Annotated in this window: 25 protein-coding genes, 1 tRNA gene and 1 pseudogene; 11 read left to right on the top strand and 16 right to left on the bottom strand. The window is 49.0% G+C overall.

Features of this window, described 5'->3' with window-relative positions; genetic code table 11:
• Positions 1-215: 215 nt before the first annotated feature.
• Together A372_RS0117085 and A372_RS34130 are read left to right on the top strand one after the other, a co-directional pair.
• Positions 216-860: an HAD family hydrolase gene (locus A372_RS0117085; RefSeq protein ID WP_019422100.1), complete on the top strand. Its 645-nt coding sequence runs from the start codon at positions 216-218 to the stop codon at positions 858-860.
• A 206-nt stretch (positions 861-1,066) separates the two neighbouring features.
• A complete protein-coding gene (locus A372_RS34130; RefSeq protein ID WP_019422102.1) occupies positions 1,067-1,366 on the top strand; it encodes a hypothetical protein in 300 nt (99 codons plus the stop codon).
• A 160-nt stretch (positions 1,367-1,526) separates the two neighbouring features.
• Here the strand turns inward: A372_RS34130 and A372_RS34135 are convergent, their stop codons facing one another.
• Positions 1,527-2,087: a hypothetical protein gene (locus A372_RS34135; RefSeq protein ID WP_019422103.1), complete on the bottom strand. Its 561-nt coding sequence runs from the start codon at positions 2,085-2,087 to the stop codon at positions 1,527-1,529.
• A gap of 440 nt (positions 2,088-2,527) precedes the next feature.
• Here A372_RS34135 and coaA point away from each other — a divergent pair, with 440 nt between their 5' ends.
• Positions 2,528-3,448 (top strand): type I pantothenate kinase, encoded by a 921-nt coding sequence (coaA, locus tag A372_RS0117105; RefSeq protein WP_019422104.1) that lies wholly within the window; start codon positions 2,528-2,530, stop codon positions 3,446-3,448.
• 185 nt (positions 3,449-3,633) lie between these two features.
• On the opposite strand, the pseudogene A372_RS39600 reads toward coaA, so the two are convergent.
• The 4 genes and pseudogenes from A372_RS39600 to A372_RS0117125 all read right to left on the bottom strand — a co-directional run.
• Positions 3,634-3,753 (bottom strand): annotated as a pseudogene (locus A372_RS39600) (hypothetical protein); the annotation flags it as partial.
• A 1,003-nt stretch (positions 3,754-4,756) separates the two neighbouring features.
• On the bottom strand, positions 4,757-5,698 hold the full coding sequence (locus A372_RS0117115; RefSeq protein ID WP_019422106.1) for a helix-turn-helix domain-containing protein: 942 nt from the start codon (positions 5,696-5,698) through the stop codon (positions 4,757-4,759).
• Between the two features lie 25 nt (positions 5,699-5,723).
• A complete protein-coding gene (locus A372_RS0117120; protein ID WP_019422107.1) occupies positions 5,724-6,728 on the bottom strand; it encodes a Gfo/Idh/MocA family protein in 1,005 nt (334 codons plus the stop codon).
• 116 nt (positions 6,729-6,844) lie between these two features.
• The gene (locus tag A372_RS0117125) at positions 6,845-7,585 is read right to left on the bottom strand and encodes an aspartate/glutamate racemase family protein (protein WP_019422108.1); all 741 of its coding nucleotides are present in this window, start codon (positions 7,583-7,585) and stop codon (positions 6,845-6,847) included.
• A 150-nt stretch (positions 7,586-7,735) separates the two neighbouring features.
• On the opposite strand from A372_RS0117125, the gene A372_RS0117130 reads away from it, so the two are divergent.
• Positions 7,736-8,278: a hypothetical protein gene (locus tag A372_RS0117130; protein ID WP_019422109.1), complete on the top strand. Its 543-nt coding sequence runs from the start codon at positions 7,736-7,738 to the stop codon at positions 8,276-8,278.
• Positions 8,279-8,408: 130 nt separating this feature from the next.
• Here A372_RS0117130 and A372_RS34140 read toward each other — a convergent pair whose 3' ends face one another.
• From A372_RS34140 to A372_RS0117150, 4 genes are all read right to left on the bottom strand, one after another.
• Positions 8,409-9,110 carry a 4'-phosphopantetheinyl transferase family protein gene (locus A372_RS34140; protein WP_019422110.1) on the bottom strand — a complete coding sequence of 234 codons (702 nt, stop codon included), beginning with the start codon at positions 9,108-9,110 and terminating at the stop codon, positions 8,409-8,411.
• Positions 9,111-9,269: 159 nt separating this feature from the next.
• Complete coding sequence (locus tag A372_RS0117140) at positions 9,270-10,598, bottom strand: hypothetical protein (RefSeq protein ID WP_019422111.1); 1,329 nt, start codon at positions 10,596-10,598, stop codon at positions 9,270-9,272.
• A gap of 152 nt (positions 10,599-10,750) precedes the next feature.
• Positions 10,751-11,140 carry a cupredoxin domain-containing protein gene (locus tag A372_RS0117145; RefSeq protein ID WP_019422112.1) on the bottom strand — a complete coding sequence of 130 codons (390 nt, stop codon included), beginning with the start codon at positions 11,138-11,140 and terminating at the stop codon, positions 10,751-10,753.
• A gap of 191 nt (positions 11,141-11,331) precedes the next feature.
• A complete protein-coding gene (locus A372_RS0117150; RefSeq protein WP_019422113.1) occupies positions 11,332-11,991 on the bottom strand; it encodes a DUF1232 domain-containing protein in 660 nt (219 codons plus the stop codon).
• Positions 11,992-12,261: 270 nt separating this feature from the next.
• Between A372_RS0117150 and A372_RS39605 the strand changes: the two genes are divergently transcribed.
• The 6 genes from A372_RS39605 (at position 12,262) to A372_RS0117180 (ending at position 17,258) form a co-directional block, all read left to right on the top strand.
• Positions 12,262-12,516, top strand: a complete 255-nt coding sequence (locus A372_RS39605; protein ID WP_443146842.1) for a DUF3973 domain-containing protein — start codon at positions 12,262-12,264, stop codon at positions 12,514-12,516.
• Complete coding sequence (gene ytaF / locus A372_RS0117160) at positions 12,504-13,124, top strand: sporulation membrane protein YtaF (RefSeq protein ID WP_019422115.1); 621 nt, start codon at positions 12,504-12,506, stop codon at positions 13,122-13,124. The genes A372_RS39605 and ytaF overlap by 13 nt, the downstream gene beginning before the upstream one ends.
• A gap of 132 nt (positions 13,125-13,256) precedes the next feature.
• Positions 13,257-13,329, top strand: a tRNA-Lys gene (locus tag A372_RS0117165).
• Between the two features lie 134 nt (positions 13,330-13,463).
• A complete protein-coding gene (locus A372_RS0117170; protein WP_026011124.1) occupies positions 13,464-14,588 on the top strand; it encodes an endospore germination permease in 1,125 nt (374 codons plus the stop codon).
• Positions 14,560-16,065, top strand: coding sequence for a spore germination protein (locus A372_RS0117175; RefSeq protein ID WP_019422117.1), 1,506 nt, complete (start codon positions 14,560-14,562; stop codon positions 16,063-16,065). Before A372_RS0117170 ends, A372_RS0117175 begins: the two co-directional genes overlap by 29 nt.
• Positions 16,062-17,258 (top strand): Ger(x)C family spore germination protein, encoded by a 1,197-nt coding sequence (locus A372_RS0117180; protein ID WP_019422118.1) that lies wholly within the window; start codon positions 16,062-16,064, stop codon positions 17,256-17,258. The genes A372_RS0117175 and A372_RS0117180 overlap by 4 nt, the downstream gene beginning before the upstream one ends.
• Positions 17,259-17,332: 74 nt before the next feature.
• On the opposite strand, the gene A372_RS0117185 is transcribed toward A372_RS0117180, so the two are convergent.
• A complete protein-coding gene (locus A372_RS0117185) occupies positions 17,333-18,214 on the bottom strand; it encodes a LysR family transcriptional regulator (RefSeq protein ID WP_019422119.1) in 882 nt (293 codons plus the stop codon).
• Between the two features lie 134 nt (positions 18,215-18,348).
• Between A372_RS0117185 and A372_RS0117190 the strand changes: the two genes are divergently transcribed.
• Positions 18,349-19,626 (top strand): adenylosuccinate synthase, encoded by a 1,278-nt coding sequence (locus A372_RS0117190; protein WP_019422120.1) that lies wholly within the window; start codon positions 18,349-18,351, stop codon positions 19,624-19,626.
• Between the two features lie 97 nt (positions 19,627-19,723).
• Here the strand turns inward: A372_RS0117190 and A372_RS0117195 are convergent, their stop codons facing one another.
• The 6 genes from A372_RS0117195 to hutH all read right to left on the bottom strand — a co-directional run bounded on the left by A372_RS0117195 (position 19,724) and on the right by hutH (position 25,599).
• Complete coding sequence (locus A372_RS0117195; RefSeq protein ID WP_019422121.1) at positions 19,724-19,939, bottom strand: cold-inducible protein YdjO-related protein; 216 nt, start codon at positions 19,937-19,939, stop codon at positions 19,724-19,726.
• Between the two features lie 137 nt (positions 19,940-20,076).
• Positions 20,077-20,406 carry a DUF4870 domain-containing protein gene (locus A372_RS0117200; protein WP_019422122.1) on the bottom strand — a complete coding sequence of 110 codons (330 nt, stop codon included), beginning with the start codon at positions 20,404-20,406 and terminating at the stop codon, positions 20,077-20,079.
• A 202-nt stretch (positions 20,407-20,608) separates the two neighbouring features.
• Entirely contained in the window at positions 20,609-21,022 is a 414-nt protein-coding gene (locus A372_RS0117205) for an arginase family protein (RefSeq protein ID WP_026011126.1), read from the bottom strand.
• Positions 21,012-22,307, bottom strand: coding sequence for an imidazolonepropionase (gene hutI / locus A372_RS0117210; protein WP_019422123.1), 1,296 nt, complete (start codon positions 22,305-22,307; stop codon positions 21,012-21,014). Before hutI ends, A372_RS0117205 begins: the two co-directional genes overlap by 11 nt.
• 44 nt (positions 22,308-22,351) lie before the next feature.
• Positions 22,352-24,016, bottom strand: a complete 1,665-nt coding sequence (gene hutU / locus A372_RS0117215) for a urocanate hydratase (RefSeq protein ID WP_019422124.1) — start codon at positions 24,014-24,016, stop codon at positions 22,352-22,354.
• Between the two features lie 47 nt (positions 24,017-24,063).
• Positions 24,064-25,599, bottom strand: coding sequence for a histidine ammonia-lyase (hutH, locus tag A372_RS0117220; RefSeq protein WP_443146843.1), 1,536 nt, complete (start codon positions 25,597-25,599; stop codon positions 24,064-24,066).
• Between the last annotated feature and the right edge of the window lie 31 nt (positions 25,600-25,630).

The raw sequence follows: 25,630 nt of genomic DNA on the forward strand, positions 1-25,630 counted from the left end.
TAAAAGTTCCCTTTTAATCACGAAGTATTTTGAGAGGCAATTCAACATCCAATCTTGCATTCACCCTCGAAGTCCCTTGTTTTGAATCGAAATATCCGATTGTTACCATGCAATATATTCGTTATACAAATTCAATGCTAGCAAATATAATGGGACAAAGCCAGCGGGACACTTATCTTACGTAAAGTGTGACTTCGGAACAGGAGGATGTACAATTGTATAATTGCATCATATTTGATGTTGACGGTACTTTGATTGATACGGAACAGGCGCTTATCGCATCATTGAAGCAAGTGTTATATGAAGAGCTTGGGGCGGTGTATGAAGACGAGCAGTTGCATCTCATATTGGGGATTCCCGGCCGTGACGCGCTGATGAAGCTTGAAGTGAAGGAGATTGACACAGTGCAAGCAAAATGGAATCAATATTTGCAGGAAAATGCGCATCTGACAACCGTATTTTCAGGTATCGAACACGTGCTCAAGACGCTTCATGAGAGAGGGATGGCTGCGGGCATTGTAACTTCGAAGACGCGGCAAGAATTGATCGACGACTTTGTGCCATTTGGGTTAAGCAGCTATGTGCCGAATGCGATATGCGCCGATGATACGCTGCGCCATAAGCCTCATCCAGAACCATTGCTTGCATTTATCAAGAAATATGGCGTGGATCCGACGAAAGCCATCTACATTGGTGATACAAGCTACGATATGGAAGCTGCGCACGGAGCAGGGATCGATTTTGCTTTGGCGTTATGGGGCAGCAAGAAAGAGATATCCGGTCATGTCCGTTATCAGCTTCAATCTCCACTGGACATATTGCAGTTGATTGCCCCGTTATACCCGCTAGATGGTGCGTAATAAGAATGGCGGCGATTGAGAATCCCAAGCCCATCCTGGCCAAGTTAACAAACCTATCGGATTATGATAAGAATACGGAAGTGTGCACGGATTCATTAGGGTAAGGAGTTGCCAGGTATGACGGATACGATTGAGCCGTCGGTAGAAGAATTGCTGTCAGCCGGTTCTTCCGGCGGCAAAATGACGATGAAGCAAGCCCGAATTTTGTGAGCCTGTTCAAAATCGTGATGCAAGAGCTCCCCTTTCACCCTGAGCTGCATGCGCAGCTGCAGAAAGTGATCGTGTCTCAGATTAAAGAGCGCGTGGAGGCTGTCATTCGCAAATTCCAGGCTGAAGGGAAGTTGGTCAATCTCCCGATGGGAACGATTATTCGCCTCACCGCTTCCATTATCGTGGGATATATTTTGACTAGGGCGACCTTTGGCATGCGGGATGATTCTGGCTGGGACGATGAGTTAGAGCGCGAGGCAACCATTACGTTTATTATGAAAGCTCTGTCGCCATAATAACAGCGTAATCGAACCGCCACGGAGATGCGACGTGGCGGTTTTTTGGACTGAAATTGTAATTTAGAACATTTCATATTGATTCGGATTCTATCAGAATATATAAAGACCTTTCACTGGAACTGCATTGTATCCAGTGAAAGGCCTTTGTTATACTCTATTATCGTTTGACCAAGTCGACAAAGAATTGATTGTTTTTCTTCTGCACATCCATCGTCAAGTCCAATGCTTTGGCTATCATACGTGCAGGTACGTACAAACTTCCGTCTCGTGCGACAGGACCGCGGTATTTTTCTTTGATTACTTCACAATAATCCGATTCAGGCTGGCAGTTCAGTTCCGGCTTGTATACTACGGCATCATTTTCCCAGCTTTCCTCGCCCGCAGCACGAATGTTAATCTGATACCCCCGATAACTGTTCCCCCATACCAAGACCGTATGATCGCCGGCTGCAAGCTTATAGTCATGATACGTAAACAGTTCATCAGTAAGGGAGTATGTGAGCGGGAGCCCAAAAGCCGCTGCCAACTGCTTCAGCGAGACAAACATCTGTCCGTTCTGAATGAACATATCCGTTTCGTTCGCTTGCTTACCTTCCATGTAAAGCACATATTTGACGCTTTCTTCAGCATGGACAGATGGGATTGAATCGCTCACAGTCATCGTTATCGCGGCGATCAGTCCGGTTATAACGATGGCCGTTCTTTTCATAAAGCGCATGCGAGAACCTCCTCGTGTAAAAATATTTTAACTTTATTTTACAGCAAAGGGGTTTCCTTCGTTCTCAGGGACACGATCTTCAATTTGATTGCAGACCGATTGCGTAAGAAAGGAGGAGGGAAACACAAAAAAGAGTAGGACGAATCAACGCCCTACCCGATGTGTCCATCGAACCCAGCCCGGGTGTAAAAGGTGTCGCTCCCCGCTTCTTGCAAAAAACAGGAAATAAATCATCGACCTCTTCACACCTCCTGTCGTAAATTGTATAAATTATACAATGAGCTGCTTGAGATTACAAGTTCCATAACATCATTCATCCGTGAAAATTGTTGAACTACGAACGGAACCTCTTGACAATTGTTTTATATTGGGGTCATTATTATTGAGACAATATGTCAATGAATCATACCGAACATATTACTCCGATTGCGAGGTATAGTATGCATATCTTCAGTCCCTACATAACAATCGAACGGGAAGACTGGTCCAGGCTTCATGAGCAATCTCGCCTGTCTTTATCTCCGGAACGATTTGAGTCCTTGAAAGGCATTAATGAGCGCATATCTGTGGACGAGGTTGAAGACATCTATCTTCCCTTGACGAAGCTGATTAACCTCCATGTGGCGGCAGCGCAGCAATTGAGAGCGACAACAGCTTCCTTTTTGCAAAAAAAGACAGACAAAGTGCCGTACATCATTGGAATCGCCGGGAGCGTTGCCGCAGGCAAGAGCACGACAGCACGGCTGCTTCAAGCACTGTTGTCCCAATACGAAGAGCATCCCGAAGTGGAAATCGTGACGACCGATGGTTTTTTGTATCCGAACCGGATACTTGAAGATAAGCGCATGATGAACAAGAAGGGATTTCCCCAAAGCTATGATACGAAGCGGCTCATACAATTTCTGACGGACATTAAAGCAGGACAAGCCGAGGTGCATGCTCCGGTCTATTCCCATTTGTCGTATGATATCATTCCAGATGAGACTATAAAGGTCAAGAAGCCTGACATTCTCATCCTCGAAGGCATCAACGTCCTGCAGGTGAGCAGGGAAGCCAGTGTATTTGTCAGTGACTTTTTCGACTTTTCCATTTATGTGGAAGCGCGGGAACCCGACTTGGAGAAGTGGTATGTCGAGCGTTTTCTGCTTCTGAGGGATACGGCCTTTCAGAATCCGACGTCTTACTTTCATCGCTATGCCGAATTGACGGAAGAAGAGGCCATTACTAGAGCAAGAAGTATTTGGAGAGACATCAATCAGGTGAACTTGACTAAAAACATACTGCCGACCAAAGGCCGCGCCAAGCTCATCCTAAGCAAGGATACCGATCATCGAATCCAGAACGTTCACCTTCGCAAGTAATGGATTCACGCTTCTAAGCATACACTTCTGTATCGAACGGGCCTATTCGCCTTCTGGCTGTCGTCGGCATCTCTCTCCTTACCTTCGTATTGCAGGGCGCTGTAAATATAGGAACCGGCCGCGATCGACCGGACGACAAAGAGGAACGCAAACTCCCTTAATTATCTCACCCCATAAAAATGGCAGTCCGGGTATGTTGTTCGGACTGCTATCGCATTATTTACTCCACGATTAGCTACAGTACGGTCGCTGCCAAGTAAATTCGAACGGTACACCAGTTCATCCAATCTATCCCTATAATGGATAGGATGATAGAAAAAAAAGGTGCCTCTTGCGCATCATAAGAAGATACCAAGCTACCTCAGCACCTATTATCACTCACGTCAATTATAAGCTTCGAACATAGCGCTGCCTCTGCCTCTATAGAACCTCCTACTCTGACGTTTTCAGAGCCCACCAATATAAGAGTCGCCTTCCTAGTAGACATGAAGTTCATCCACCAAGTGCCACCCTCCCCGAACCGCATGAATCACAATTTGCTGTCTCTTCTGTTCGTTCTCAACCATTTAGCTTCATTCTCCCCTTACTTCAGGAAATAGTGTATTGCTCTTCTGTCTCCCACAGTTCGGGCGATGAAATAGGTGCAATCCATATGACCAACTGCTTCCTGTAATGAGGTGAGCATTCGCCCGCTGTCTCTGTACTGATTGGATGGAAGATTAGGCATATGCATCAAGCAACTTCATTACGATCATTAGAGGAATTGACCACATGGCAATCAACAGAGGAATTGGCTGCATAGCGGTCACTCAAGTAACTGGCTATCTGACAATCGCTAGAGTAACAAGATACCTGCCGCACGAGCTCTGCTAGAGTGATGACTGCTAGTATTAAACTCAGGAAAATCGATGCATTACATTTTAGGAATCATAATTATTTGACGCTTAAGTTAACATAATAATGTTTATGTACAGAGCGGAATCCGCTCTTCCTGCTTCAATGTCAGCACCTAATTGGATAGGTGTCCAATCAGAAAGGCTGGCCTTCTTCATACAATGAATTATTACGGTAAGGTGAAAGGGGTTCAGCATACATGGCGAACAGTTGTGCTGAATACAGAAGGTCGTCCCCCGCTTTGACTCATACGGATATCATCCTCGTTCTTTTCCTGCTTTTGGTCATCGTATGTCTGCTGTTGTTCGGATGCTGAAGCATTCCTGACGAACTTCATTTCAGACATCACCAGCCTGCATGCTATATGAACGAAAAAGCTCTGCTATATTTCGCATGAAATACAGCAGAGCTTCGCTATCTGGACTTGAACTCCCGCTCGCGATATTGCGAAGGGGTCATTCCGAATCGTTTGCGAAATACGGCGTGCAAATAATTTGCGCTTGCAAACCCTTCGGACACGGAAATTTTTTCAATGGGAAGCCGCGTTTCCACCAGCTTCCGGCACACCGCATCCAGCCTCACTTCCTCCAAAATAGCGCAGAACGACCAATTATCATGGTGCGCTTTCAAAATACGCTGAAGCTGGCGCGAGCTTATATTCAGCTTCTCGGCCACATCCTTCAACGTCATCATGCCCGCATAATTGGCACGTATATATTGCAGAGCGAGCCGATAGCGGTTCGCGTTCAAGTCGCGCGATGGAAGACTGGCTGGCATGTCTTTCATATCATAGGCTTTTACCGCGCGCAGCAAGATTTGGATAATGCTGTGCTTAATCGCCGTGTACGAACCTAAGGTATTGTCGCAGCGAGCCTGATAAGCTTCAAGAAAACAACACATCGCGTCATGTTTATCTATGGCTGGCTGCAGCGGCAAGGATTCCAGCATTTCAATACAACTGCCGGAGTCTGCGATTTCCCACTTATCTACATTCCGATCATCGCCGATAGATGGGGCCGAGGAACGGTCCACGATATCGATATGCAGGCATAACTCGTCCATCGCTTCGCTCGCATCGGCTTCTTGATAGTGCATGACTCCAGGGCCCGTTACATAGAACATGCCTGCGGTTAAATCGAACGATCGATCCTCCATGATCACTTTACCTTTTCCCCGGGGAATGAAGTGGAATTCAAACTCTGAGTGTTTATGAAATCCTACCGTTTTGCCAGGTGGAAACGTCGTTAGATGGAACCGGAGCACCCGGATTTCATAATGTCCCCAGCGGATCCGCAAATCAAGGCGTTCCAATGCATCCTTACGCTCCCACATCACTTCGTATGGAAAAGAATTCATTGAATAACACCTCCTGAAATTCGGATTAGTGTTCCAGCTCCTCCAGACCAATGGCGCGACGTTCTGCAACCGAGCGGTTGGAGGCTTCCATTAATTTGGTCAATTCCACCGCCATTCGGATATTCTCCTCTGCCTTCGTGTTATTTTGAATATGACTGACCCATTGATGGAAAGCGCTATCCCGATTGGACAACAACGGCTGTTCTTGCCAATCGTGTGCTAGTTCAGCTCCTTGGCGGTTAGTCCGAAGCAGAAGCTTCGCTTCCGGGGTTCCGTACAGGAGTGTTCCTTCCGTTCCATGCACTTCCACCGTGAACGGTGAATACGAATTCACGAAGCCCGCTTCGACGATGCCTACGGCACCTGATTGCGTCGAAAGCATCGATACCGCGTTATCTTCCACCGCTTTTCCTGTAACATAGCCATATTGAGCCGAGACATCAACCGGTTCTTCTCCTAGGAATAGCCGCGTTAAGTACATCGGATGGCAGCCAAGATCGATCAGCGCGCCGCCTGCACAGTCCTCCAGGCTATAAAAATGATCTGGCAGCCACCCGGCAATCGCGCCGTTATGAGATAAGCGGACACGAACCAACGTTACTTTTCCGAGCAGCTGTTGGGCCAATATTTGCTGAATCGTCAACGTATAACCATCATTCAAACGGGGCAGCGACACCGTTAACTTCACGCCGTTCTTCTCCACCGCTTCCAAAATTTCATTAACTTCTTTCAACGTGGGCGCAAGCACTTTCTCGGTGAAAATATGTTTGCCGGCGTTAGCTGCCGCAATCATCACATCCCGGTGCATGCGAGTCGGCGTATCTACAATAACGGCGTCGATATCACTGGCCAAAATGTCATCAAGCGAAGCATAGAAAGGCACGCCCAGCTTCTCTGCCGCTTGCTTGCCGCGTTCCGGATTTTCATCCCATACCGCACTTATTATCGTCTCAGGGTGTTCTTCCGCCTGTTTTGTATAGTCCCAAGCATGCACGTGCCAATAGCTTAATTTTCCGATGCGAAGTGACACAGCCATCTCTCCCTTTGTATATAAAATAATGACACCTGCATTCAATATAACACAGCTCACTCGAATTAAAAGTTTAATATGGCGACATCAAGTGTGTAAATTTACGACATGAAGCATCAATCCGTTATGCACTCTTTTACAGCGGACAAGGCCGCGCCACTCGGCACGCCCAACGCAAAATCGACAGCACATTGAGCATGAATTTTTGTTGTATCATAAACGGGTATACTGCAATTATGTTGTGAGATGAGCAGCCCTATTTCAGTACATCCAAGAATAACGGCTTCAGCTCCCTGTTGAATAAGATTATCAATAATTTTTACATAGGATTGCTTAGACTCTTCGTTAATAATTCCAAGACATAGCTCATGATAGATGATATCGTGTACAATCCCCCGCTCTTCTTCATCCGGAACCACGACATCCAGCCCATACTTGTCAATGAGTCTGCCTTTGTAAAAATTTTGTTCCATCGTGTACGCGGTTCCCAGCAAAGCGACTTTTTTTACTCCGTCTCTTATGATTTCATTCGCAGTTGCATCAGCGATATGCAGTAAAGGGATAGATACCGATTCTTCTACTTCGCTTGCCATCTTGTGCATCGTATTCGTGCAGATGACGATACAATCGGCTCCGCCAGCTTCCAGTTTTCGCGCTGCATCAATCATCATTTTTGTGGCTTCATCCCAGTTGCCTAGCTGTTGAAGGGATTTGATTTCTTGAAAATCTACAGAGTACATCAGACTTTTTGCAGAATGATGCCCGCCTATCTTTGCTTTTACTCGCTGATTTATAATTTGGTAATAAAGTAAAGATGACTCCCAGCTCATGCCGCCGATAAGGCCTATTGTTTTCAAAAGCGAAGCACCCCTAATCCATTTTTACTCCATTTTCGCATAAATGCTCATGCAGTGCCATACATGCTGCTCCTTCCTTTACTGATGAGGTGGCGTTGTACTAAGATTGATTATAAATAAAGAAGGTTAGAACGACTGGAGGCATAAGCAATGTTTGACCCAACGATATTCGACAATCTGAAAGTGGTATTCGAAGGCAAGCTGTATGATGTGGAAAGAGAAGCTGGCATACTGATCGTCGGACGCGAAGATATTATCGATCTGGCGGGATACAACCGGACGTTTCGAATGAGAGTAAAGCCGCAGGATGGCAGTTGTATCGCCGAGCTTCAAATTTCGAGCGGCTTGGCTGATTTCACCGGTGAGCTTCGCGGCATACGGATCGTTGATGAAGAGCCCGGAGCAGAGCTCCAGCTTACCTTCGAGTTGCCTGGAGAGCAGGCGGTTCACTCCCATCACGTTCATGAACAATTAACTGCTCTCTGGGCTGAATCGGCGGATATTATTCACGAGCGCTCATATCAATTAGAGCCATACGGCGATGCAACAACGAGTATATCAGCTGAGCCAGCCGACAATGGGGTATATCGAATCAGGGCGAAGTTTCGCCAAAAAGTGAATGAAAGCCATATCGATGACATCGATTCCTTAATCGATCATGTATTGAAGTCGATTGAAGCATTGGAATCTTGAGCAGCCAGCACCTCACGGAGATTATTGAGTGTTTCGATTTCGAATAAAAAACAAACCGCTCGTCCGGCGAAGGAATGAAACAATCATGTCCTTCGTGCCGAATGGCGGTTTGTATATGAAAATACGGTCTTTATGCAAGCGTCAAAACGTCTCTTCCGCAAAGCGCCTCGGTTATCGCTGACACCGACAGCTTGCATGGCTGATCCGGGAACTCGCAGCCGCTTGCGCACACGGCTAGCATATGTTCCGGGTCGGGAGCATACATCCTGAAACGATAACGGTATTCTTGATTCCGTGCAGCCATCTGAATGTCATCCATGCCGCCTACGGTGAATGCGAAGCTGTCAAGGGGGACGGTAAGCCCTGTCCCTTCCGCCTTCACGAAGCTTTCCTTCAATGTCCAAATCTTATAGAACATCGGAAGTCTTTCCGCTTCGCGCAATGACAGGATCGCCTCCGTTTCAGAAGCGGCAAAGAAGCGTTCTGCAATCGACAACTCGATGGGACGGATTTGCTCGATATCTACGCCCAGCGGAAGATCCGCCACGGCGCATGCGACCCAATCCCCCGAATGGCTGACATTATAGTGATAATCGGGATGGCTTGCCGCATAAGGCTTGCCATGCGTGTGCCGTTCAAATCGAATGTGTTCATTTGAACACCCGTATTGGGATATGATCAACGCGCGCACGATGCATTCGGATAGCAGCGTTCTCTTTGCGTCGATCTCTTGTCTGAAACGAGCAATGCTACTTTTCCGCTCTTCGCTTATATAAGGAAGCAGCTCTTCCATATCCCAGCATCCGTCAACCGGAACGATGACCAATTGCACCCCGCTACACCTCCCTAATGAGTATTAATTGTTCCACTACTATGACATTTCCAGTTCCAGACTCAAGCTTCGTTTCATGATGAACTCCTTCTTTCATCCCGTGATTCAGCTATAGCTGATACAGTCTGCAGGTTGCTTTACTGAGCAGGAAGCCATACGTTACCACTGCAAGGGCTGTTCTAGTCCCTTCCATACGATCCATCGAGCCAGTTCCCGATGTGCAGCGGTCCCTATCGCGTAAGGGTCACGTTCATCCGTATCCAAATCCAGTAGATGGAGCATGCCTCCGTACGAACCGACAGCTAACCGCTTGCCCGAAGGACTGACCGTAATGCCCGATATCGTGCTGCCCAAAAAATGCTGCCACGACAATGCTCCGTCAAGCCTTACGGTTCTCAAATAACCGTAGGCATCTCCTAGAATCATCTCATCGCCACGAACAGCAGCGGCATACACACGGGCCCCGTCTTCAATGATATCCTCCTCTCCGGCCTCCAGCGGACTTGAAGCAAGTGCCTCTTGTATGGAAGCGGACAGCGTAATGCCATTGTAGAAATGGCAAGAATTGAACAATATGCGTTCATCATCTCCGCTAAATAAACAGCAATGCGGATAGCTGCTCTCGGGATAGATTTCTGCCTTCAAATTACCTTCCGCGTCGTATAGCAGGTGTGAGCTTCCTTGGCTTCCAAGAGCGATATGCTTCTCATCGTGCGACAGCGCAGCATGAACCATATCAAGCCAGATGGCTTCAACATCGTCACTGCTCCAATCCTCGATTTCTTCTGCAGACGGATGAAGCAGCTTCGCTACTCCGGCTTCAATCAGATAGATTCCTAGATTGGACACAACAATCAGCTTCTTACCGTCAGCAAACGGGATAATTTCCGTGAGTTGCTCATGAGGCTGCTCTGCGTCCGCCAAGGACTGCATAGGACACCCCAAACTCTTAATGGAGTCGAGTATGTCGTTCCAAGAAAAAGAGTGCAGCAGCTCTCCTGTCAAATCATTATGTATTCCACGTAAAGTGCGGATGCCTTCCTCGTCGACAAGCGCATACGTTTCACAATTAGGAGAACGACCGACGAGCGTGATGTGCTCGAATTGCCTCGTGTCCCCTTCTTCGCTGCCGACATATATGCAGCCCGCTTCCCAGGTTGCGCCTGCTCGGAAGACAATGGTATGCTCATCGATGAAAAACAATGATTTCACCGCCTGAATTCTATCCTCGAACGCTCCCAATAACGGCCACGTGGCCGGCGGAAGCGCGCTGCGCAGCTGTTCGATATCTCCTGCTTCATTCGCGGCGGCTACCATTCCGAATACTTGTTCCGCCAGCTCGCGGCGGCCGTCCTCCTGCAAAGCACCCTCGTCCACTGCATCCCAGCCCTCGGTCAACCCTTTGCGCACAAATTCATTGACATTCTTGGCGTACCGCTCTCCTTCTTGACGCCATCGCATGGCAACGAGTTCATTCAACCACGTCATATCTTCACCTCTCCAATTCGCTTCCTTAATGCAACGAGCTCTTTTTCCATTATATACGAAGCTCATGTAGACGGACATGAACGAATTGCTGACAAAACAAAAACGCATGATCCATGAATTGATTGGACCATGCGCTGCTTATTATCTAATCCTTACTCGACGATGATCTTGCCGACCATATCATTATGACCGGTGCCGCACATAATCGAGCATTTGAATTCATATGTTCCCTCTTTGTCAGCCACAAACTCAGTCGATCCCGGCGAGTCTAGCTTCACTTTCAAATCCGGTATTTCTACACCGTGCATCCCTTGACTATTTTCAAGCGTCAATTTGACCGTTTGGCCCTTCTTTACCCTGATTTCTTTCTGATCAAATTCAAAATTGGACGCTTTCAACGTGACGGCTTGCACATCGCCCGAAGAAGCGGTTGCTGAAGTACCTTCATCTTTTGCCGCTGAATCGTTCCCCTGGCTGCCGCATGCAGCCAAAGCCACGGCGAGAAGAAGTGTGGATGCCGCAATGGCAAATTTCTTATTCACATCAATGCCCCCTCAACTCATTCACCCTGTTCACGAATTGCCGCGAACGGTTCGGTATTGGAAAAATGTTCTTCCCTGCTATCTATTGTAGCTATAAATTAAATCACAATTATTAGTCCAATATGAACGGAAGGTGAACGATGTTTGAACGAACAGTGACAAATACTGGATCGGATGCTCCCGCAATTCGCTCAAGCAATCGAATTGTCAGAAGAAGACAGACGCTCCATGGCGAGCTGCACAGCTATGACATCATCGATATAGCCGATAGGGAACAAATAGTCCGGAATAATATCTGCCGACAAAATAAAATACAAGAGCGCGCTTCCCAAGATATACCGATCTTCTGGAGTTACGCGTTCGTCGCAATATTTTGAGAACATGTAATGCAATTGATTGATGAAGGGCCCCCATCCGCTTACTTCTTTCACTTTGCTATGAAAAGATTCCAAAATGATGCGGTTCCCTTCTTCCGTTTGCGCATATTGCTCATATTTCGCCAGTTCTTGGCGAACGTGCTCTGCCGTCACCTGATAATCCAGCAGCCGGATAGAATGCAGCAATTCCTGAATGGTCGCCACGGAATCACCGATCTCCTCGCGCAGTTCTTTATGCTGCGTCCCTTTATTCAATCCTACCGCTTCCAGCAATTTATCCATCGGGAGATGAAGGTGCTCCGCGAATCGGCGCAGATGGTCGAGCTTTGCCGGCTGCTTGCCGTTGATAATTCTGGAAATCGTTGCTGTATCGATATTCGTGAGCCCGCTTAATTTTCGCATGGAAAGGGATTGTTGCTTCAACGAATCTTTCAACAGCATTCCCAAGTCCTCTGTCCCTTGATGGTCCGACATTGTCAATTCAATCCTTTCCTGTGAAATATGGAACACGGTCTATCGCTATCAGTATATGCACGAATGAGGAACGTCTGCTCACCAATCTTGCCGTCTTTCGCCCATTTCATCATTTTCGACAGGCCCGGATCGCAATGTTGAAGATTTCTCAATTCATAGCTCAGCCCGATGCACCTTTCTCAACAGATGCACATAAGATATCTCAACAGTCAGACCCACAGGGTCGGCGTAATGACAACAAGAAGGGGAGATGGTAACATGTACTATTGTATGTCATGTCTGCATTACCACCTGGAAAGTGACAGGGATGCTCACGTATTCAAGAATGTGTACTACATCGATGAGGTATTCAAGCAGCAATTTCACATGGGCGTGTGCAGTGAAAACAAGAAGAGGAAACCTACAAAAATCGTGCCCCCATCCTATTCTGAATCGTCCCACACTATGATGAATGAGGTGCGTCTTTTACTTCATGCCCACACGGAACACAATGACAAGGAGGTGCTTCAACAATGGCATGGTTAATGATTTTGGGGCTTGCGGCGGCATCGAGCATTGACAATTTAGGTGTAGGCATATCGTATGGAATCCGGAAAATTCGCATCGGCTTACTCTCGAACTCCTTTATTGCGGCCATTTGCTTCTTGTTCAGTATGTCAGGAATCTTATTCGGTCAATGGATTTCAACCATTCTTCCCGGCATTCTCCCAACCTTACTGGCAACATTCATATTGCTGGTCGTCGGAGTGCGCATCGTGCTGCTGACCGTGCCCCGGAGCAAGCGGGCTTCTGCTCCTGAGACAGGGAATATCGGCCTCGAAGGTTTAATATCCAATCCGGAAAAAGCCGATTTAGACCGTTCCGGCAGCATTAACCTTATCGAAGCCGCTATACTCGGCGTCGCTCTTTCCGCGAATGCATTGACCAATGGTCTCAGCGCTGGATTAATCGGGCTGTCCCCTATCGCCATATCATTGACGGCGGCAATTGGCAGCTTCATCACCCTATGGCTGGGTGCGATTATCGGCCAGAAGGTGGCCAACATACGCATAGGCTCCTTCACTGTAGGGCAATTCAGCACCGTATTAAGCGGAGCCATCATCATAGTGGTTGCATTCAATGCATGGCTATAAAGCAACGCCTATTAGAATCGCAGGCCGCTCCTTCCTAAAGGAGCGGTCTGCGGTTCGGCCTCTGCCGAACGAAGCGTATATTGGTTGACCCTTTACGCCCATTATATGTTATAATTAACATATCAACAACGAAGGTCCGTAGCTCAGTTGGTAGAGCAGGTGACTCTTAATCATCAGGTCGTGGGTTCGAGCCCCACCGGTCCTACTCCTATAAGAAGGCAGCAACCATCAGGTTGCTGCCTTCTTTTTGCTGTTTATGGGATGATTTTCATCGATTCGACTAAAACTACTGTTGTCAAAGCAATTCTGGTCAGCTTGTAGCTGCACGAAGGAGAACAGATGATGTCGCCACGCCAATCCATTACCTACCTGCAAACCTGTTTCATCTTGGTAATGTCCACCGGGTTGTTGAACCATGTCACCATCATTCCGCTATTATTGCGGCAGACCCATAAAGATGGTTGGATAAGCGTATTATTGGCGCTTCTTCTCAGCCTGTGCTGGATTCCCCTACTCATGTGGATTATGCGCAAGAAAGGCACCGACGCGCTGTTCCCCTGGCTTTGCAGACAAGGCGGAACGGCAATTGCATGGATTATGACCATGCTTTTTGTCCTATATTTGCTGTTGGCCGTGTTTGTCACGTTAAAGGATACAACCACATGGACGAAAATATCCTACTTACCCAACACTCCGATGATTGTCATTACCGCTGCAATGGTTATTCTGTCTCTGGCAAGTGCTCTTTCGGGCATTCAGGCTATTGCCATCTGTGCTGGAATTCTTCTGCCGATTGTCATCATATTGGGTTATTTCGTGATGGGAGCCAATTTTCGCACTAAAGATTATTCGCTTATTCTGCCGATGCTAGAGCATGGCTTCGTACCGGTCATACAAGGAACGATGCTTATCGGCGGCGGAATGGCCGAATTGATTGTCGTCATCTTGCTGCAGCCGCATCTGTCCAAGAAGCCGGGATTCTGGGGCATGGCGGTATTGGCGATTGCCCTGGCCGGATTGACTATCGGCCCGTATCTCGGATCAATCGCTAACTTCGGCGCCGAAAATGCGGCCACGATGCGTTACCCGGCTTTCGAACAGTGGAGGATTGTAGCGGCAGGAAAATATATCGACCATGTCGATTTCCTTTCCATTTATCAATGGTTGTCCGGTTCATTCATCCGGATTTCACTGGGGTTGTTTCTTATTATAGATTTATTGCCGCTGCGGGGCCCGCACCAGCGAGTCGGGACCGGCCTGCTGGCAGCAGTCATTCTGTGCGCAGCCACACTTGCAGGTAATGATGACATCCGTTTTGTAAAGATGCTGCATTCCTTTTATTTTCCTGGCGTAACGTGTGGGCTTGTTCTGCTGTCATTGCTGCTTGCCCTTCTGGCCGCCAGGCATCACCGACAATCCGAAGGAGCGACTGTCCATGAACAAGAACCTTATTCCGACTCCTGACCCGTTCAATGAACATGAAAAACAAATGCCGTTGTCTGTCGGCAGTCTCAAATCCTGCTTGGCGGAGTGCGGAGATATTCGAATTGAGAACCATTTATTCGGCCCCGGCGACAATTGTTATAACGTAACCTTTATTTATTGCGAGGGCTTGGCGGACATCAAGCAGATGAACCAATATATCGTTCCACAATTTAGATCCTTGCTGGAAGATGCGCATTCTTTGGATTGCCTGCATCGCAACAATCCGCTTGCGATTCAACCCTTCGATCCGGCAGCAGGAATAGAGGCGGCCGAAGCAATCCTTTTTTCGGGTCAATTGATGATTGGATTTGAACGAGAGAACCAGTTCTTCTCCGTCAATATCGCCGACCCGCCAAATCGTTCCCCTGAAGAATCCAATACGGAAATTTCAATTAAAGGTCCGAAGGATGGATTTACCGAGAGCTTGTCCATGAATATGGCGTTGATACGCAAGCGGATGCGAACCCGTTCATTGAAGTTTGAATCCTTTACCATTGGACTCCGAAGCCAGACCAGAGTGGCATTGCTATATATATCCGATATCACGAATCCGGAGATGCTCGATGAAGTCAGGGAACGGCTCGGGCAGATAGATACCGACGCTGTAGTAAGCAGTTCCCAGCTCGGGGAGGCGCTGGGCGACTCGAAATACGCCCTGTTCCCGCTGCTCGATTATATTGGACGTCCTGATTATGCCGTTCAAGCGCTTGTCCGGGGTCGATTCGTCATCATTGCCGAAGGATCGCCAATGGTGCTTATCGGTCCGGCAAATTTGGTATTGACGCTCAAATCTCCGGAGGACATCCATTTTCCCTTTTTCTTTGTCACGTTCCAACGGGTATTGCGCATCATTGGGTTGCTTGTATCTATCTATATGCCAGGGTTCTGGATTGCCTTAATCGCATTTAATCTAGAGCAGCTCCCGTTCCCGCTCTTAGCGACGGTTACGAATTCCCGGATGGGACTGCCGCTGTCCGCGCCGATGGAAATGATGCTCATGCTCGGCTTGTTCGAAATCTTTCGCGAAGCAGGGATACGCTTACCGAAGGCGGTAGGCCAGACCATCGCAGTCGTCGGAGGATTAATTGTCGGAGACGCTTCGATTCGTGCGGGACTTAGTTCGCCTACGACGCTCGTCGTAGCGGCTGTCACGGCTGTTGCGACCTTTACTCTCGTTAACCAGACGTTAAGCGGGACCGTCAGCATATTGCGTCTGTTCGTGCTCGTGAGCTCTTCCGTGCTGGGCATGTATGGTTTTTTCATATCGCTGTTAGCCATACTGGTCTACTTGTCAACGCTGCAATCTTTCGGCATTCCCTACCTTGCTCCGCTATCGCCTCCTGTCTTTAAGGACATGCTCCAATCGCTGATTGGAGTTCCAGTGAAATTATTGAAACGGCGGCCGGTCATGCTTAAGACGACCGACGATACGCGCCAAGGAGAAGACACGACATGAGCAAATCACGCTATAGACAGAACAGCTTCAAACCAAAGAGAGTGACTAACATCACCACCCTCGTCCTGTGCTGCATATGCTTCATATCCATGTTCCCGCTTGCAGGATGCTGGGATATCAAAAATGTGCAGGATATAAATTATATCACCGCCATAGGCATCGACCACGTGAATGACAAATTTGTAGTCTATAGTCAGTCTCTTAACTTCTCCAATGTCGCCAAGCAAGAAGGCATGAGGGCTACAAGCAAAACACCGGAGTGGATTGGACGCGGGGAAGGCTTCTCTCTGGATGCAGCGGTTAACGACATTTATTCCGCTTCTTCGCTTAAAATTCTATGGGAACATACAACCGCGATTATATTGAGCGAAAAGGCGTTGCAGCAAAATGTGAACAAAATGTTAGATACACTGCTACGTTATTATGGAATTCGCTATACGCCGTGGGTTTATGGGACAAAGGAGTCCCTTTCAGATTTGTTTACCGTTCCAATTCCATTCAACATGTCACCGATCACATCCATTCTCCACAATCCGGAAGATATGTTCAAGCAGCACTCCTATATACGTCCCATTCAGCTTCACAGGATGGTTGTGGAGATGAACGAACCGGGATCGACGCTGCTGCTGCCGAGTATGTCAGTCAATCACAATCACTGGCAAGAGAACGAAAAAAAAGTGGGACAGTATAAGATCGACGGCGCATTTGCGCTGCAAGAGGGCACCTACCGGAACTGGTTCGCAATGAACCACATACATGGCATACGATGGCTATCTAGTAAAACAGTGCAAACCCCTCTGAACATTGGAAGGGGAGAGAAGCCTGATGCGGTGCTTACCATGACCACTCCCAAATCGAACATTGCCGTGACTTTTCGAGGGTTGATTCCCAAGTTTAATGTGAGTATTCATGTCAACGGATTCGTAGATGAAATAACCGGCAACTTGTCCGAGGCTGAAATAATCTCGCTTGCCGAGCAAAGCATTCGCGATGAAGTAAAGAAAACATTCGAGCAGGGGCTTCGAAAAAAAATGGACGTATTTTCGTTTCGGAACTATGTCTACCGCAACCATATCAACAAGTGGAAACGGGAGGGGAATGGAAAATCAATACAACTGACACCGGATTCGCTAGATTCGCTCAATGTCAAAGTTCAAATCGAGCACTCTGGAATGAACAGATTGCATCGATAATGATGCCTTGGCTGTGGTATTGCCACCGCCAGGGTATTTGTTGAACTTCTGCCTGCAGGAGTAACATCTTATCCTTACGCTTGCAGCAACTGAAGGAAATGACTTGCCGCCACGGAAAGAGGCATTTCTCTTGATGTGATAATACCGATGCTGCGCGGGGGAATGGGATTTTCGAGCGCAATCTCGAAAAGAATCCCCTGCCTCAATTCATCACGGATATAATCCTTCACCACGCAAGAAATCCCCAGGCCTATCCGTGCAAATTGGACCAATAGATCAACGCTGCCCAGTTCAATTTCCGGTTGGATATCCATACCCGCAAGCTGAACATAGCGGTCGATATACCTTCGTGAGCTGCTCCCTTTTTCGAGCAGGATAATCGGATATTCACTCATTTCTTGCATAGAAACAGGCTTCGTTGCAACATGCTTATATTTTTCTCCAGCAACAAAACAATCCTGAATGACGGCGATTTCGCGAATTTGGATTTGTTTGTCCTCGATCGGCAAGTTGACGATGCCGAAATCGATCTTCCCCTCCTTCAACAATTGAACGGTCTCTAACGAAGTCCGGTTGGTGACTTGAATTTTAATATCGGGAAAAGATGCATGAAAGCTCTCCAGATAAGGCAATAAGTAATGCTTGCATAGGCTGTCGCCCGCTCCAATACGAACTTCGCCGCGCAGCATTTGATGCATTTCGGCCACTTTCCTCTCCGCAGCAGCTAAGAAGCCATATGCTTGCTCAATGTGCTTGAACAGCACCTCCCCTTCTGCCGTTAACGCCACCCCTTTCGGTGTCCGGGAGAACAGCTTCCCGCCCAGCGCCATTTCCAGCTGCTTTATTGCATAGCTAACGGCAGGCTGAGTAATAAACAGAGCTGCTGCAGCTTTGGAGAAGCTGCCCTGCGTGGCTGTCACATAGAACACGCGATACCAATCTAAATTTGTCCTCAACACATAAACCACCTTTATATCAAATATAAAAGTTATTAATTATATTTATTTAAATACTTTCATTATAATGAAGATACAGAAAGGTTTCAATGTTGACAACAGTTTAATCAAATCGGTTATATGGAGGCGTTAGGATGACAGTAACAGCGATTGTCGGAGCGAATTGGGGCGATGAAGGCAAAGGGAAAGTGACGGATGCGCTTGCGGCGGAATCCAACTATGTCGTTCGTTATCAAGGAGGAAGCAATGCAGGACATACCATCATTAATGGCTATGGAAAATTCGCACTCCATTTGCTTCCGTCAGGCGTATTTCACCCCAACGTTGTCAATGTCATTGGACCAGGGGTGGCACTCGACATGACTGCTTTATTGTCGGAGCGCGACGCTCTGTTGGCCAGAGGCGTGCCGGAGCCAAAGTTGCGCATCTCTGATCGTGCGCAGGTAGTCATGCCCTATCACCGTATGTTTGACGAACTGGAAGAAGAACGATTAGCAGATCGTAAATTCGGTTCTACTAAATCGGGCATCGCGCCCTTTTATTCGGATAAATATTTCAAATTAGGTATACAGGTTGCGGATTTGTATCAGGAAGCGCGGTTAAAGTCACGCATCCAAGCTTCACTTGAAGCAAAGAACGTGTTGTTGACTCATCTGTATAACAAACCAGTGCTGGATGCGGAGGCATTATTGCCACAGTTATTGGAAGAGGCGGAGAAAATAAAACCATACTTGTGCAATACGACAGTCTTGCTGCAAACAGCGCTGCAAAACGGTGAATCCATCTTGCTGGAAGGACAGCTAGGTGCGCTGCGCGACCCGGATCATGGGATATACCCTTACTCCACTTCTTCGTCTACATTGGCGGGCTTCGCTGCGGTCGGTGCGGGACTGCCTCCGTCTGCGATCAGGCATGTGGTCACCGTCGTTAAAGCGTATTCCAGCTGTGTAGGCGCCGGCCCGTTCGTCTCTGAAATTAGGGGGAACGAAGCGGATGAATTGCGACGGCGTGGCGGTGACGCCGGAGAATTCGGCGTGAAGACTGGACGTCCGCGACGCATGGGATGGTTCGACGTTGTGGCTACCCGATATGGATGCGCTGTGCAGGGTGCTACCGAAGTTGTGCTGACTAACCTGGATGTGCTTGGTTATTTGCCGGAAATACCGGTGTGCGAGGCATATGAGCTTGACGGGGTCGTATCGGGTCATTTCCCTGTATCGGCCCGGATTGATGAAGCGAGACCCGTATTGAAATCCCTGCCCGGATGGATGTCCGATATTTCCGGCATACGCCGCTTCGATGAATTGCCGCAGCAAGCCCGAGATTATGTGCTGTACATTGAACGCCAGCTTGGCGTTCCGATTCGCCGGATTTCCGTCGGACCGAATCGTGAACAGATGATAGAAAGATAAACGTTATCGATATAAAATCTTCGTAGCAATCGAAAAACAGAACCGTGTACGCGACCTGGAGTTGCTGCGGTTCTGTTTATGTGCTTATGTAATTTTATTAAAATTCCGATTTCCGCTTGCGCGGTTGCGGCTTCACCTTGTTCTGAACGGCAGGCAGGTGCTTGATGCTTCTGAGCATGGGGCCGTTACAGAGCGGACAGCTTTGCTCGGCAGTTGCAAATTCGTCTCTCACCCACGCCTTGCACTCCGAATTTCTGCATTTCAAGATTTTAGTTGGCAATAATTTCGGCTTTGTGTCTTCGCTTGTTGTCATTTCTATTACATCCCTTTCCTATCTGCGATCGCATCAAAATGCCGATAAAATATATCATTAAACTAGAATTGAAGTCAAAGAAAATAAAAACCATCCACCCCGTTTAGAGGGTGAATGGCTGGCTAACCAAGCTCTGATTACTTTGCGATAGATGGACTGTTCAGTACGCGCACGCCTTTCACGATATTCCAGAAGAAATAATAGACTCCGGTCAGTATGAAGGCTGCGTAGGTCAAAAATAAACCGATGCCAAATGTCGCTATATCCTGAACACCGAATCCGACCGCAGCAGATATCGCAAGACCGATAACAACAGACAAACACGGAATGAGATGCGTCCACAGCGCTTTTTTTGCGTGAACCTTCACTTCATCTGTTGCAATAAGAAGTACGATAATAGGAAGCAGCAGCGGTGCGAATAGGATGCTGAAATAACATAAAGACGATAACACATGATTGGATCTCACCAAGACCACCTCTTCATTTTGGTTTGCTAATTTGATTGATTACAATATTATTTTTACATACCAGTCGAAAAAGTGCGATGGATTTTCCTTACACAAAGCTGGCAATTTCGTAAGGATCAAGTGCGGAATTACAATGGAAGTGCTATGAACGCAAGAAAGCTGCCGGGATATCCCGGCAGCTGCAGTTCGGTGTCAATTGGATTTACGATCGCTCTGCCATTCCGCTCAAAAAGCTCAGCATGAACTGGACGGCCAATCTTGATGTCACATTGCGGACATCAACCGTTGGGTCAATGCAGACGAAGTCCAGTCCCTGGACTTGTGGCAGCATGCCAAGTCGGTATAATGCGTCCCACGGGTCCATTCCTCCCGTACCGATGGCTGGACATCCTGGAGCGAAAGCCTGATCGATGACGTCAACATCAAAGCTGACGTATATCGCTTCCGTTCCCTCACCTGCCCATGCCAATGCTCGGTCTAAGATCGCATCGATGCCCAAGCGGCGCACGTCACGTGAAGTGAAGCTCCGTGACCGGATACATAGTCGTGGTACGGCTTGGAATTCATGAAGCCTCGGATGCCACGCAGGTGAGGAATGCGGGAGCTCATCGCGCATTTCCTCCTTTCCCCGTCAAGGCACGGTTCCAGACGACTGGTATTCCGTTCTTGATAACACCGAATGTGTGATTGATGCCGAAGTGATACGGTAAGTAGGCCAGATTGGGCGCATCGAAGATGGTCAAGTCCGCCCGCTTGCCTCTTTCGATGGAACCGATGTCGCCTGCACGCCCAATTGCCGCGGCAGCATTCAACGTGCATGCGGTCAATATTTCCTCAGGTGACATCTTCAAGTTCAAGGATGCCAACATAATGATGAGCTGGATGGATTCGGTCGGGCATGATCCGGGATTGTAATCAGTGGACAGAGCCACCGGCAGCCGGAACTTGTCGATCATGTCACGGGCCCGGGCATGATGGGTCAGGCCCAGGTTGAAGGACGTTCCCGGAAGCAGGACCGGGACGACGTTCCCTGCGGCCAGACTGGCCAGCCCTTGATCGGTCGTCGTCAACAGGTGCTCGGCAGAGATCGCTCCTACCTCGCCGGCCAGCTCGGAACCGCCAAGCGGCACGATTTCATCCGCGTGAATCTTCGGATGTAAGCCAAGACGCTTGCCTTCCGCCAAGATGCGGCGCGACTGCTCTACGTTGAATACGCCTTCTTCGCAGAACACGTCGCAAAATTCCGCTAACCCTTCTGCCGCAACGACCGGCAGCATGTCGCGGATGACCAAGTCCACAAATTCATCTGCGCGTCCCTTGTACTCTTCCGGTACGGCATGCGCGCCCATGAAGGTGGACACGACGTCCACCGGATGTGTATCATGAAGCCGACGCGATACCCGCAGCTGCTTCAGCTCCGCTTCAAGCGACAAGCCATAGCCGCTCTTGGCCTCAATCGTTGTCACACCTTGCAGCAGCATTTCATCCAGGCTTCTACAGGCCTTGTCGTATAGCTCTTGCTCGCTCCAGGACCGCGTAGACTTTACGGAGCTCAGAATTCCACCTCCCTGAGCCAATATGTCCAAGTACGGCACACCGGAACGCTTCATTGCGAGCTCATGCTCACGCGATCCGCCATGAACGAGATGGGTATGCGGATCGACCAATCCGGGGGTTACCATACGACCACCGACGTCGATTGTTTCGACAATATGAGCGCCCTCCAAAGCCGTAATCACTTCGTCTTTCTGTCCAGCTAGCACGATTCGGCCTTGTTCAATGGCTACAGCTGCATCTGTCATTTGGCGAATATGCCCCATCTCTTCCCCGTATCGGGGTTGAATACCTTCAGGCGTATACAAACATCCGATTCCGGTAAGAAGCAATTCAATCTGTTTCAAAGAAGCCAACCTCCTTCACTGCTCTTCTGAATATGACATGTATGTCAAGATTGCTCGCGCATCGGTATGCAGATCCCGTGCTGTTCCGCGGTCACAATCGCTTCGTCATAACCCGCATCGACATGGCGAATGACACCCATGCCTGGGTCCGTCGTCAAGACGCAGCGCAATCGTTCCGCCGCTTCTTCCGTACCGTCGGCGACGACGACCATGCCAGCATGCAGCGAGTACCCCATGCCGACGCCTCCGCCATGATGTACCGATACCCAGGAGGCCCCAGCCGATGTGTTGATGAGCGCATTCAGAATCGCCCAATCGCCGACCGCATCGGAGCCATCCTTCATGCTCTCCGTCTCGCGGTTCGGGGAAGCGACGGAACCGCAATCGAGATGATCACGGCCGATGACAATCGGGGCGCTCAGTTCTCCAGTCTTGACCATCTCATTGATGGCTAGGCCGAATTTCGCACGTTCCCCATAGCCCAGCCAGCAAATGCGTGCCGGCAGACCTTGGAAAGCGACACGCTCTTGGGCCATCGTAATCCAGCGGCGCAAATGGCCATTGTCCGGGAACAGCTTAAGCACGAGCTCGTCTGTCTTGCGAATATCCTCCGGATTCCCCGATAATGCCGCCCAGCGGAACGGTCCCTTGCCCTCGCAGAAGAGCGGACGGATATAAGCTGGAACGAAGCCTGGAAACGCGAAGGCATTGTGCACGCCTTGGTCGAATGCGACTTGACGGATGTTGTTGCCGTAATCGAACACGACCGAGCCCATCTTCTGCAAGTCCAGCATCGCCTGCACATGAACAGCCATACTGGCCTTCGATAGCTCGATATAGCGTTTCGGATCGCGACCACGAAGATCAGCTGCTTCTTCCATGCTGTATCCGGCTGGGATGTAACCATTCAACGGGTCATGGGCAGAGGTCTGGTCAGTGACGAAATCAGGCTTGATCCCGCGACGCACGAACTCTGGAAAGATGTCTGCCGCATTGCCAAGCAACCCGATAGATAGCGCTTTCTTCCCGTCCAGTGCTTGCCGAGCAAGCTCCAATGCCTCATCGAATGATTCGGCCAACACATCACAGTAACGCGTCTCAATCCGGCGTTCAATCCGGGAACGGTCCGCCTCGACCGTAATGACGACGCCGTCATTCATTGTTACAGCAAGGGGCTGTGCGCCGCCCATGCCGCCGAGACCTGCTGTCAGCGTCAGCGTGCCTCGCAATGTTCCTTGCGCGTGCTGGCGTGCAGCTTCAGCAAACGTTTCATACGTTCCTTGAAGAATGCCTTGAGTTCCAATATAAATCCAGCTTCCAGCAGTCATTTGCCCGTACATCATCAATCCTTTGTGTTCGAGTTCACGGAAGTGCTCCCAATTGGCCCAATTCGGGACGAGCACGGAGTTCGACAAGAGCACGCGGGGCGCCCGTTCATGGGTACGGAATACGCCGACGGGCTTGCCAGATTGGATTAGCAGCGTTTCGTCGTTCTCTAGACGCTGTAGCTCACGCACAATCGCATCATAGGACGGCCAGTTGCGTGCCGCCTTGCCGATACCGCCATAGACGACCAAATCTTCAGGCCGCTCAGCAACGTCCGGATCCAAATTATTCATCAGCATGCGCATGGCAGCTTCCTGAACCCAGCCTTTGCACGTCAACTCTTTTCCCCGCGGTGCGCGGATGCTTCGCTTCACATCATTCATCTTGTTACGCCTCCTTTTAGTGTGAATCCTCGTAAAATGAAATTCATTTAATACAACGGTCCAGATACCTTCTCCACAGCATGAAGGAATTCTCCCTTACTTAGTACAGACGCAATAATTTCAATCTCCTTGCCGAGGGAGCGATCTGTTGTTAGTGACGGTACGAGTTCACGCACCTTGTCGAATAACGTGCGTGTCGACGGCGCAAGCTTATCTACTCCTCGAAATACTGCTGCTTCCGCTGCACAGATGAGTTCAATCGCCAGCACCTTGGCCGTATTGTCGATAACTTGCGCCGCGTGGCGGGCAGCCGTTGTGCCCATCGATACGTGATCCTCCTGATTGGCGGAGGACGGGATAGAATCGACGCTCGCCGGATGAGCCAGCACCTTGTTCTCGGATACGAGAGAGGCACTCACGTATTGTGGAATCATCATGCCGGACGCCATGCCCGGCTGCTGGCTTAGAAATGCAGGAAGTCCGCCGGATAATGCTGGATTGACAAGCCGCTCCGTACGTCGTTCGGAAATATTGGCAAGCTCGCTCATCCCGATTTTTAAGAAATCCATTGCAAAAGCCATCGGCTGTCCGTGGAAATTCCCACCCGAGATGACTACACCCTCTTCCAAAAACAAGAGCGGATTATCGGTTGCGGCATTCATCTCCACGTCAAGCTTATCCTCCACATATGCAAGCACCTGACGTGTTGCACCATGAACCTGAGGCAAGCAGCGCAAGGAATATGCATCTTGAACACGGATATCGCCTTGTCTCGTCGTCAATTGGCTGCCGTCGAGCAGCTTTCTCAGATTGGCTGCAACGCCGATCTGCTCCGGATAAGGTCTGACGCGCTGGAGCTCATCCGCGAACGCATCCGTAATTCCCTGCAAGCATTCAACCGTGAGGGCGGCGATGGCGTCCGCCGTCTTGGCAAGCCGCTGTGCATTCACATAAGTCAACGCGCCGATCGCCGTCATAATCTGCGTGCCATTGATGAGCGACAGACCTTCTTTCGCTTGTAGCTGAATCGGCTTGAGGCCTGCCTGGGTCAACGCTTCATGTCCCCCCATACGCTTGCCATTATAGACTGCTTCCCCTTCCCCCATGAGAACAAGTGCCAAGTGCGACAGCGGAGCTAAATCCCCACTTGCGCCGAGCGATCCTTGCTCGGGAATGATCGGATGCACTCCCCGATTCAGACAATCGACTAGCAATTGAAGCGTTTCCAGACGAATGCCAGAGTAGCCTTTTGCCAAGGCATTCGCCCGTAAAAGCATAATTGCGCGTACGGTGGCTTCGGGCAAAGGAAGGCCCACAGCGCACGCGTGACTGCGGATTAAGTTAGCTTGGAGCCCGGCCGAATCTTCTGATGAAATCGTGACATCGCTAAACTTTCCAAATCCGGTTGTAACCCCGTATACCACTTTATTCGCTTTCACGAGTTCCTCTACCATTTCACGACAACGGTTGACACGTTGTACCGCGTCAGCACCAAGCACGACTGGATTGTAATCGCAGGCGATGGCGGCCAACTGATTAAGTGTCAGCTGCTCTCCTTTTAACGTGATAGGTCCTGTTTGCATTTCTTGCTGTGATTGTTTGACAGCCAATACA

Origin of the sequence: Paenibacillus sp. OSY-SE (assembly GCF_000283315.1) — a bacterium.
Lineage (GTDB): Bacteria > Bacillota > Bacilli > Paenibacillales > Paenibacillaceae > Paenibacillus_B > Paenibacillus_B profundus.